9 protein-coding genes are annotated in these 10584 nt (G+C 62.0%); 8 read left to right on the top strand and 1 reads right to left on the bottom strand.

What is annotated here, in order from left to right; all coding sequences use genetic code 11:
- Positions 1-47: 47 nt before the first annotated feature.
- A complete protein-coding gene (locus ACE04F_RS02535; RefSeq protein WP_486104602.1) occupies positions 48-2492 on the bottom strand; it encodes a penicillin-binding protein 1A in 2445 nt (814 codons plus the stop codon).
- A gap of 208 nt (positions 2493-2700) precedes the next feature.
- Here ACE04F_RS02535 and ACE04F_RS02530 point away from each other — a divergent pair, with 208 nt between their 5' ends.
- The 8 genes from ACE04F_RS02530 to ACE04F_RS02495 all read left to right on the top strand — a co-directional run.
- Positions 2701-3765, top strand: a complete 1065-nt coding sequence (locus tag ACE04F_RS02530; protein ID WP_486104583.1) for a pilus assembly protein PilM — start codon at positions 2701-2703, stop codon at positions 3763-3765.
- The gene (locus tag ACE04F_RS02525) at positions 3765-4331 is read left to right on the top strand and encodes a PilN domain-containing protein (protein WP_486104581.1); all 567 of its coding nucleotides are present in this window, start codon (positions 3765-3767) and stop codon (positions 4329-4331) included. Before ACE04F_RS02530 ends, ACE04F_RS02525 begins: the two co-directional genes overlap by 1 nt.
- On the top strand, positions 4328-4951 hold the full coding sequence (gene pilO, locus ACE04F_RS02520) for a type 4a pilus biogenesis protein PilO (protein WP_486104579.1): 624 nt from the start codon (positions 4328-4330) through the stop codon (positions 4949-4951). Before ACE04F_RS02525 ends, pilO begins: the two co-directional genes overlap by 4 nt.
- On the top strand, positions 4948-5493 hold the full coding sequence (locus ACE04F_RS02515; RefSeq protein WP_486104577.1) for a pilus assembly protein PilP: 546 nt from the start codon (positions 4948-4950) through the stop codon (positions 5491-5493). Before pilO ends, ACE04F_RS02515 begins: the two co-directional genes overlap by 4 nt.
- Complete coding sequence (locus ACE04F_RS02510) at positions 5490-7562, top strand: type IV pilus secretin PilQ (protein ID WP_486104575.1); 2073 nt, start codon at positions 5490-5492, stop codon at positions 7560-7562. The genes ACE04F_RS02515 and ACE04F_RS02510 overlap by 4 nt, the downstream gene beginning before the upstream one ends.
- A gap of 4 nt (positions 7563-7566) precedes the next feature.
- On the top strand, positions 7567-8085 hold the full coding sequence (gene aroK / locus ACE04F_RS02505) for a shikimate kinase AroK (protein WP_181290818.1): 519 nt from the start codon (positions 7567-7569) through the stop codon (positions 8083-8085).
- A 138-nt stretch (positions 8086-8223) separates the two neighbouring features.
- On the top strand, positions 8224-9324 hold the full coding sequence (gene aroB / locus ACE04F_RS02500) for a 3-dehydroquinate synthase (protein ID WP_486104573.1): 1101 nt from the start codon (positions 8224-8226) through the stop codon (positions 9322-9324).
- Positions 9325-9334: 10 nt separating this feature from the next.
- On the top strand, positions 9335-10584 hold a 1250-nt coding region (locus ACE04F_RS02495), incomplete at its 3' end, for an AAA family ATPase (RefSeq protein ID WP_486104571.1).

Here is a 10584-nt window from a genome sequence, read left to right as displayed (position 1 = left end):
GCAGCCGAGCGGGAGCCCCCCCCCCCCCACGGATTTGGTGCGTCCGGTCAGAACAGATCGATCGGCGCTGCCTCATCCGCCGGCAGCGGGCTGCCCGGCGCTACACCATTGCCCAGCTCATTGACGGACGGCGGCGTATCTTCGCTCTTGAACAGCTCGAAGTAGGCCCCAGGCGTGCCTGGCGTAGCGGCGCGGCCGCTGACCGGGTCGACCCGCAGGCTGAGAATGCCTTCCGGTTCCGGCTGGGTGTGGGGTGGCCGATCCTTGAGGGCGGCACCCATGTAGGTCATCCAGATCGGCAGCGCCACGGTACCGCCGAATTCGCGACGACCCAGGCTCTCGGGCTGGTCGAAACCGGTCCAGACGGTGGTCACGTAATCACCGTTGTAGCCCGAGAACCACGCATCCTTCGATTCGTTGGTGGTACCGGTCTTGCCGGCCAGGTCGGTGCGACCCAGCGCCAGGGCGCGGCGGCCGGTGCCGAGCTTGATCACATCCTGCAGCATGCTGTTGAGGATGTAGGTGGTACGGCCGTCAACGATGCGTTCGGCGATTGCCGGCGCTTGCGGTACGCCAGGTGCGGTGGTGGCTTCGCCGCCGGTTGCGTTGACCGTGAAGGTCTCGGCGGCGGGGGCGGGGACGCCGTCGCTGGCTTGCTCGCCTGTCGGCACCCGTGGCGGGTTGGCGACGAACAACGTTTCGCCGTTGCGGCTTTCGATCCTGTCGATTATGTACGGAGTGATCTTGTAGCCGCCGTTGGCAAAGGTGCTCCAACCCGTGGCGATTTCCATGGGCGTCAGCGTCGCGGTGCCCAGTGCCAGGGACAGGTTGCGCGGCAGGTCCTGCTTGTTGAAGCCGAACTTGCTGATGTAGTCGATGGTGCGGTCCACGCCCAGCGCTTGCAGCAGGCGGATCGAGACAAGGTTGCGGGACTTGTACAGCGCTTCGCGCAGGCGAATCGGGCCGAGGAAGGTATTGGTGTCGTTCTTCGGTCGCCAGACCTTGTCGAGGTACTCGTCGACAAACACGATCGGCGCATCGTTGACCAGGCTGGCGGCGGTGTAGCCGTTATCCAGCGCAGCGCTGTAGACGAACGGCTTGAAGCTCGAGCCCGGTTGACGCTTGGCCTGCAAGGCGCGGTTGTAATTGCTCTGCTCGAAGGCGAAACCACCCACCAGCGAGCGGATCGCGCCATTCTGCGGGTCCAGCGACACCAGCGCGCCTTGGGCGGCAGGTATCTGACTGAACTTGAGGGAGTTGTCCGGCTGGCGCTGTACGCGGATCAGGTCGCCGACCTGAGCGACGTCCGACGGCTGCCGCGGGTTGGCGCCCATGCTGTTGGTATTGAGGAACGGACGGGCCCATTTCATGGTGTCCCAGGCCACGTGCTCTTCGGACTCGCCATTGCGGGTCAGGACCTTGATGCCGTCCTTGTCCACCTGAGTGACGATCGCCGGCTCCAGGCTGCTGATGGTGCGCTGCTTGGTCAGCTCCAGGGCCCAGGCTTCCTTGGTCTTGCCCGGCAGACGCGATTCCGGCCCACGGTAGCCGTGGCGCTGGTCGTAGGTCATCAGGCCTTCGTGGAGCGCGGTATTGGCCATCTCCTGCAGGTTGCTCGGCACCGTGGTGGTGACCCGGAAACCTTCGGTGTAGGCGTCGCTGCCATAGCGCCCGACCATCTCGGCCCGGGCCATTTCGGCGATGTACGGCGCGTTCACTTCCGGAGTCGGTACGTGATAACTGGCGTTGAGCGGCTCATTGATCGCGGCGGTGTACTCGGCTTCGCTGATCTTGCCGAGCTTGTACATGCGACCCAGAATCCAGTCGCGACGCTCCTTGCTGCGCGCCGGGTTGGCCAGCGGGTTGAAGCGCGACGGTGCCTTGGGCAGGCCGGCGATCATCGCCATCTGCGCCAGGCTCACATCGCGGATCGACTTGCCGTAATACACCTGCGCCGCCGCTTCGATGCCGTAGGCGCGGTTGCCCAGGTAAATCTTGTTCACGTACAGCTCGAGGATTTCATCCTTGGTCAGTTGCCGCTCGATCTGCAGGGCCAGGAGGATCTCGGTGGTCTTGCGCGAGAAGCTGCGCTCACTGGTCAGGAAGAAGTTCTTGGCGACCTGCATGGTGATGGTGCTGCCGCCGGACTGGATATGGCCGCTCTTGACCAATTGGCTGGCGGCGCGCATCAGGCTGCCCGGATCGACGCCATAGTGGTTGGCGAAGTTGTCGTCTTCAGCACTTAGTAACGCATTGATGAAATTGGGCGGAATGTCGGCGAAACGGATGGGTGTGCGGCGCATTTCGCCAAATTCGGCGATCAATTTATTGTCGCTGCTGTAGACCCGCAGAGGAATCTGCAACTGAATACTTCTCAGCGCCTCCACGGACGGCAATCCCGGACTAAGGTAAAGAAAGGCACCACTCAGACCCAGGAGCAGTCCGCAGAAAACCGCGACGATGGACCATCCGAAAAATTTCAGCAGACGAATCAAGGCTTTTGGATATCCAGACAAAGAATGAAAAAAGCGCCAGGTGCAGGGAAGGACCCGTGCCAGCAACAAAGCGAAAAAAAACGCTGGGCATTATAAGCATTTTTTTTCCTCGGGAACGCCATCCGGACGTCCGTCGGACCGGGGGGATTGAACGCAATTCATATTAGAGAGTCCGTAACTCACGGATAGTCATAGGGAATTGGTAGTGCTACGACTCTTCAATAAAAAAGCCCATGCGCTTCTGGGGATCGACATCAGCTCGACGTCGGTGAAGCTGCTCGAATTGAGCCGTCAGGGCGATCGTCTACGTGTCGAGTCCTACGCTGTCGAGCCGTTGCCAGCCAATGCCGTGGTGGAAAAGAACATTGCCGAGCTGGAAGGGGTGGGCCAGGCGCTTTCACGGGTGCTGGCCAAGGCCAGGACACCCTTGCGCAACGTGGCGGTGGCTGTGGCGGGGTCGGCGGTCATCACCAAGACCATCGAGATGGACGCCGGGCTATCCGATGACGACATGGAAAACCAGCTCAAGATCGAGGCCGACCAGTACATTCCTTATCCACTGGACGAAGTGGCGATCGATTTCGAGGTGATTGGCGTATCGCCTCGCAGCGCCGAGCGTGTCGAGGTGCTGCTGGCGGCTTGTCGCAAAGAGAATGTCGAGGTGCGCGAGGCGGCGCTGGCGCTTGCCGGGCTGACGGCCCGGGTGGTCGATGTGGAAGCGTACGCGCTGGAGCGCGCGTTCGGTCTGCTCGCCACTCAGCTGGCGGCATCCCAGGAGCGCCTGACCGTGGCGGTGATCGACATCGGAGCGACGATGACCACGCTCAGTGTGTTGCACAACGGGCGCATCATTTATACCCGCGAGCAGTTGTTCGGTGGGCGCCAGTTAACCGAGGAAATCCAGCGCCGTTATGGCCTGACGCCGGAGCAGGCCGGCCTGGCAAAAAAGCAGGGCGGCCTGCCGGACGACTATCTCGGCGAGGTGCTGCAACCGTTTCGCGAAGCGCTGGTGCAACAAGTGTCGCGCTCCCTGCAGTTTTTCTTCGCTTCGGGCCAGTACAGTGCGGTGGACCACATTCTGCTGGCGGGAGGGACGGCGTCGGTCGCCGGCCTCGATCGGTTGATCGAGCAGCGTCTTGGCACGCCCACTCAAGTCGCCAACCCGTTTACCAACATGGCCTTGAGCAGCAAGGTCAATGCCGGCGCCCTGGCCAGTGATGCGCCAGCCCTGATGATTGCCTGCGGGCTGGCCCTCAGGAGTTTCGACTGATGGCGCGGATCAACCTGCTTCCCTGGCGCGAAGAACTGCGCGAAGAGCGGCGCAAGCGCTTCTTGCTGGCATTGGTGGGCGCGCTGGTCGGCGCGGTGGGGTTGACCCTGCTGGCGGCGCAGTACCTGAGCAACGAGATCGACTACCAAATGGCGCGCAACGCCCATCTGACCGGGGAAATCGCCGTGCTGGACGAGCGCATCAAGCAGATCAGCGAGCTGAAGGCCCGACGCAAGCAACTGTTGGAGCGCATGCGGATCATCCAGGACTTGCAAGGCAACCGGTCGGTCAGTGCGCGCATTTTTGATCAGCTGGCGCGAACCCTGCCGGACGGGGTCTATTTCACTGAGGTGAAAATGGAAGAGGGCACACTCTCCGTCAAAGGTGCCGCGGCGTCGAACAATCGGGTGTCGGACCTGATGCGCAACCTCGACTCGTCGGACCTGTTCGATGCGCCCAGCCTGACCGAGGTCAAGGCCACCACGGCCGGCCAGCTCGACCAAGCCAACGTTTTCCAGCTGACGGTGCGCCAAACCCGTGCGGCCGATACGGAGGACGCCCAATGAAGCCGGGAGAGTGGTTCGACGCACTGCGCAAGATCGATCTCAGTGACCTGGACACCAACAACGTCGGTTCATGGCCGACGCCGGTCAAATGGCTGGCCGGTATCCTGCTAGTGATCGTGGTGCTCGGCCTGGGCTACAACTTTGCCCTCAGCGACCTGGAAAACCAGTTGCAGCAGGTCCGTGAGGAGGAGAACACCCTCAAGGCGCAATTCGCTGGCAAGGCGCACATGGCGGCGAACCTGGAGCGCTACACCGAGCAGATGAAACAGATGGAAACGTCCTTTGGCGTGCTGTTGCGCCAATTGCCCAGTGACACCGAAGTGCCGGGCCTGCTGGAGGACATCACGCGCACCGGCCTGGGCAGCGGCCTGGAGTTCGAGGAGATCAAGTTGCTGCCGGAGGTTACCCAGCCGTTCTACATCGAGTTGCCGATCCAGATCACCGTGACCGGCGGCTATCATGATCTGGCGACCTTTGTCAGCGGCGTAGCCGGGTTGCCCCGGATCGTCACCCTGCACGATTTCGAGATCGCACCGATGGAGCCGGAGGCGGGGACGAAGCTGCGCATGAACATCCAGGCCAAGACCTACCGGTACAACGAACAGGAGGCGCAGCCATGAGGCCGGGGTGCCGCCTGGGCCTGCTGGTCGGGCTGGTTGCGCTGGCCGGCTGCAACAACGACAACGGCTTCAGTGACCTGGATGCCTATATGAACGAGATGCGCCTGCGTCCGCCCGGCAAGATCGAGCCAATGCCGACATTCAGGCCTCACGAAACCTTTACCTACAGTGCGGCCAACCTGCGCAGCCCTTTTTCCCGTCAGGTCCCAGTCGATCAGGCCGGTCGACAGCAAGGCTCGCGCAATGTCCGCCCCGACCCGAACCGAGCCAAGCAATACCTGGAAGGCTTCAACATCGAGCAATTCGAGATGGTCGGTACGATCTCCAATGCCAGCGGTTCCTTTGCGCTGTTGCGTGGCGCGGGTGGCGTGCACCGGCTGAAGGTCGGAGATTACCTGGGGCGTAACGACGGGCGGATCATCGCTATCAGCGCCACTCAGGTTGAAGTGGTCGAAATCGTTCCCGATGGCCAGGGCGCCTGGCTGGAGCGGCCACGGACCATTCCCTTGAAAGAGCACTCAATAGTGGAGCTCCAACAATGAACAGGATTTTTTCAGCCCTCGGTATTTCGCTATGGATAGCGTTGTTGTCGCCGGTGGTTCATGGCGCCAGCCTGAAAGCGCTGGATGTGGCGGCGTTACCGGGGGACCGGGTCGAGTTGAAGTTGACTTTCGACGGACCGCCGCCCAAGCCCCGTGGTTATACCACCGAGCAACCGGCCCGGATTGCGCTGGATCTGCAGGGCGTGACCAGCCAACTGGCCAGCAAGAGCCGCGATCTGGGCAGCGGCAACGCGCGCAGCGCCACCGTGGTCGAGGCGGGGGATCGGACCCGGTTGATCATCGGCCTTACGCAATTGACGCCCTATGACACGCGCGTGGAGGGCAACAATCTGTTTGTGGTGGTTGGCAAGGGCGCCACCCCGAGGAGCTCAACCCAACCCGCTCGCCCGGCAGTCCCCGCTCCTGCGCCTGCCAGGGCTCGCGCCCCGGCGGGCAAAGCCATTCGCGGGGTAGATTTTCAGCGCGGGACCCAGGGCGAAGGCAATGTGGTGATCGATTTGTCCGATCCATCGATCGCCCCGGACATCCAGGAGCGCGAAGGCAAGATCATCCTCGATTTCGCCAGGACCCAGCTGCCCGAGCCGCTAAGGGTGCGCCTGGACGTCAAGGATTTTGCCACCCCGGTGCAGTTCATCAATGCCAGCGCCGGCTCTGATCGCGCCACTATCAGCATCGAACCCAGCGGAACCTTCGATTATTCGACCTACCAGACCGACAACAAGCTGACCGTCAGTGTCCGCCCCATGACGGTAGAGGATTTGCAAAAACGCGATACTGATCGCGCCGCCTACAGCGGCGAAAAGCTGTCGTTGAACTTCCAGGACATCGAGGTGCGTTCGGTACTGCAGCTGATTGCCGATTTCACCAACCTCAACCTGGTGGCCAGCGATACGGTGCAGGGCGGTATCACCCTGCGGTTGCAGAACGTGCCGTGGGACCAGGCGCTGGACCTCGTGCTCAAGACCAAGGGGCTCGACAAGCGCAAAGTAGGCAATGTGCTGCTGGTAGCGCCGGCCGACGAGATCGCCGCCCGCGAACGCCAGGAGCTGGAATCGCAGAAGCAGATCGCCGACCTCGCCCCGCTGCGCCGTGAACTGCTGCAGGTCAACTATGCCAAGGCGGCGGACATTGCCAAGCTCTTTCAGTCGGTGACCAGTGCCGAAGCCAAGGCCGATGAGCGCGGCACGATCACGGTCGACGAGCGGACCAACAACATCATCGCCTACCAGACCCAGGATCGGCTCGACGAACTGCGGCGGATCGTGGCGCAGCTGGATATTCCGGTGCGCCAGGTGATGATCGAAGCGCGGATCGTCGAGGCCAACGTCGACTACGACAAAAGCCTGGGTGTGCGCTGGGGTGGCTCGATACAGAACAAGGGCAACTGGAATTCCTCCGGAGTCACCACCGGCGACTCCACCACCATTGGTACGCCGGGCAGCACCGGTACCAACCAGCCGTTCGTCGACCTGGGCGCCTCGGGCAACACCTCGGGTATCGGGATTGCGTTCATCACCGACAACGTACTGCTCGACCTTGAGCTGACCGCCATGGAGAAGACCGGCAACGGCGAAATCGTTTCCCAGCCCAAGGTCGTGACCTCCGACAAGGAGACGGCAAAAATCCTCAAGGGCACGGAGATTCCCTACCAGGAGGCCAGTTCCAGCGGCGCCACCTCGGTGTCGTTCAAGGAAGCCTCGTTGTCGCTGGAGGTCACGCCGCAGATTACCCCGGACAACCGCATCATCATGGAGGTCAAGGTCACCAAGGATGAGCCGGACTACCTGAACAAAGTCCAGGATGTGCCGCCGATCAAGAAAAACGAGGTCAACGCCAAGGTCTTGGTCAACGACGGCGAGACCATTGTGATTGGTGGCGTTTTCTCAAATACTCAGAGCAAGGTTGTAGATAAGGTGCCATTTCTTGGCGATGTGCCGTATCTTGGCCGCCTTTTCCGGCGTGATGTGGTTTCGGAGAAAAAATCCGAGCTGCTGGTATTTCTCACTCCGCGTATCATGAACAACCAGGCGATTGCTGTGAGTCGTTGATTCTGTGCGAAATTTGATTCTTGTTGGGCCGATGGGGGCTGGAAAAAGCACCATCGGTCGTTTGCTGGCCAAAGAGCTGCGCCTGCCATTCAAAGATTCCGACAAGGAAATTGAATTGCGCACGGGTGCCAATATCCCATGGATCTTTGATAAGGAAGGCGAACCGGGCTTTCGTGACCGCGAGCAGGCGATGATCGCCGAGCTGTGCGGTTTCGAAGGCGTGGTGCTGGCGACTGGCGGCGGCGCGGTCATGCGCGAGGCCAATCGTCGGGCGCTGCATGCCGGCGGACGAGTGGTCTATCTGCACGCTTCAGTCGAGCAACAGGTGGGCCGTACCGCCCGTGATCGCAACCGGCCGCTGTTGCGCACCGCTGACCCGGCCAAGACGCTGCGGGATCTGCTGGAACTGCGGGATCCGCTGTATCGGGAAATTGCCGACCTGGTCATCGAAACAGATGAGCGGCCGCCACGGATGGTGGTGCTGGAAATTCTCGATCGCCTGCAGCAACTGCCACCCCGTTAATGTGCCGAGCGAAATGCGCTATCCTCGACGTCCCGTTTTGGCTCGACTGGGTTGTGGCGGATGGCCATTAACTGAGGCGCCGTGGACTTCGTTAATTGCAGGCAGGGACGCCTGATTTCATCTTCACTGTGGGGACACATGCAGACACTTAAGGTCGACCTGGGCGAGCGCAGCTACCCGATTTATATTGGCGAAGGCTTGCTCGACCAGCCCGAACTGCTGGCGCCGCATATCGCCGGACGGCAAGTCGCGATCATCACCAATGAAACCGTCGCGCCTTTATACCTGGAACGCTTGACTCGCAGCCTGTCGGCTTTTTCCGTCATCTCCGTCGTGTTGCCCGACGGTGAAGCGTTCAAGAACTGGGAAACGCTGCAGTTGATCTTCGATGGCCTGCTGGCTGCGCGTCACGACCGTCGCACCACCGTGGTCGCCCTGGGCGGCGGTGTAATCGGCGACATGGCCGGGTTCGCTGCTGCGTGCTATCAGCGCGGCGTGGACTTCATCCAGATCCCCACCACGCTGCTGTCGCAGGTCGATTCGTCCGTGGGCGGAAAGACCGGCATCAATCATCCGCTGGGCAAAAACATGGTGGGTGCGTTCTATCAGCCCAACGTGGTGCTCATCGACACCGCCTCCCTCAAGACGTTGCCGGCCCGTGAACTGTCCGCAGGCCTGGCTGAAGTGATCAAGTACGGGCTGATCTGCGACGAGCCGTTCCTCGGCTGGCTCGAAGAAAACGTCGAGCGCCTGCGTGCGCTGGATCAGCAGGCCCTGACTTACGCGATCGAGCGCTCTTGCGCAGCCAAGGCTGCCGTGGTCGGCGCCGATGAGCGCGAATCGGGCGTGCGTGCCACGCTCAACCTTGGCCATACCTTCGGTCATGCCATCGAAACCCATATGGGCTATGGCGTCTGGCTGCACGGTGAGGCCGTTGCCGCAGGGACGGCCATGGCTCTGGAAATGTCCGCGCGCCTGGGTTGGATCAGCCAGCAGGAACGCGATCGTGGTATTCGCCTGCTTCAACGTGCCGGGTTGCCGGTGGTTCCGCCGGAAGAAATGACCGAGGCGGATTTTCTTGAACACATGGCAATCGACAAAAAAGTGATCGACGGTCGTCTGCGCCTGGTGCTGCTGCGCCGCATGGGCGAAGCGGTAGTGACCGACGATTATCCGAAAGAGGTTCTACAGGCCACGCTGGGAACGGATTACCGTGCCCTGGCTCAGCTTAAAGGTTAATAAGATTCCGATGACTAGTCTGCATGCCGACGAGGCGTTCCTCGGCCATTTCCAATTGAGTCATGACCCTTTCGCTCCGCGGGTCCCGGGCTTCAAGTTTTTCCCTGCCCAACGCAAGCCGGTGCTGGGCCAGTTGCACCATCTGGCCCGCTACAGCCAATTGCTGCTGGTGGTCACCGGCCCTCAGGGCAGTGGCAAGACCTTGCTGCGCCAGGCCCTGGTGGCCAGTACCAACAAGCAGTCGGTGCAAAGCGTGGTGGTATCGGCCCGGGGTGCGGGTGATGCCGCGGGTGTGCTGCGCCAGGTGGCCCAGGCGCTGAATGTTGCTCAGGCGGAAATCGGCGCGATTCTCGACCAGATCGTACAATTGGCGCTCACCGGGCAGGAAGTCTACCTGTTGGTGGACGATGCCGAACAACTCGACGAATCGGCCTTGGAAGCGCTGCTGGCCCTGGCTGCCGGGGCGCCGGAAGGCCGTCCCCATGTGTTCCTGTTTGGTGAGTCGTCTCTGATCGCCAAGCTGGACCAGTTGGAGCTCGAGGAAGAGCGTTTCCACGTTATCGAGCTCGCGCCCTACACCGAGGAAGAAACCCGTGAATACCTGGCCCAGCGGCTGGAGGGGGCTGGCCGGGGTGTCGAACTTTTCACCGCGGATCAGATCTCTGAGATTCACGAAAGCTCCGACGGCTGGCCTGGCAACATCAACCAGGTGGCCCGAGATGCTCTGATCGAAATCATGATCGCCAGCCGCTCAGCGGTGAAGCGTCCAAGTATGGGGTTCAACATGCCGAAGAAACACGTATTGGCGATTTCCGCCGTTGTCGTGGTTGCGGTAGCCGCCGCCTGGCTGATGCCAGGTCGCAACAAGGCACCGACCACCGGCGCACCTGCCAACGAACAGGCACAGCTGCCTCTCGGTCAGGGCACTCCGCAAGCCAACGGCGGTGCGCCGGCGGTGGAGTTTGCCGGCAATACCCAGCCGATGCCGCTGCCGCTGGTCGGCCAGTCGCAACCGGTCATGCGCGGTCCCTTGGCAGAAGCCGCGGGAGGCATCACTGAAGGCGACGATGGCGCGCCGCCGCCGATCGAAGACAGCAGCGACGTGCCGCCAACCGTGACCACCACCGCACCACCTGCGGGCGTGCCGGCCGGTCCGGCACCGACGCCGACACCTGCCCCGGCCGCCAAGCCGACGCCTGCACCAACCCAGGTCGCCACCGCCAAGCCGGCCCCGACCCCGGCCGCCCCAGCGGCCAAACC

Source organism: Pseudomonas sp. AGC41 (genome assembly GCF_057334555.1).
Note: the sequence above shows the minus strand (reverse complement) of the source record. Positions and strands in the feature narration are given on the sequence as shown.

Bases quoted from the DNA above. Each gene is read 5' to 3' on its own strand.
- ACE04F_RS02525 (WP_486104581.1), top strand. From the start codon at position 3,765: ATGGCGCGGATCAACCTGCTTCCCTGGCGCGAAGAACTGCGCGAAGAG.
- pilO (WP_486104579.1), top strand. From the start codon at position 4,328: ATGAAGCCGGGAGAGTGGTTCGACGCACTGCGCAAGATCGATCTCAGT.
- ACE04F_RS02515 (WP_486104577.1), top strand. From the start codon at position 4,948: ATGAGGCCGGGGTGCCGCCTGGGCCTGCTGGTCGGGCTGGTTGCGCTG.
- ACE04F_RS02510 (WP_486104575.1), top strand. From the start codon at position 5,490: ATGAACAGGATTTTTTCAGCCCTCGGTATTTCGCTATGGATAGCGTTG.
- aroB (WP_486104573.1), top strand. From the start codon at position 8,224: ATGCAGACACTTAAGGTCGACCTGGGCGAGCGCAGCTACCCGATTTAT.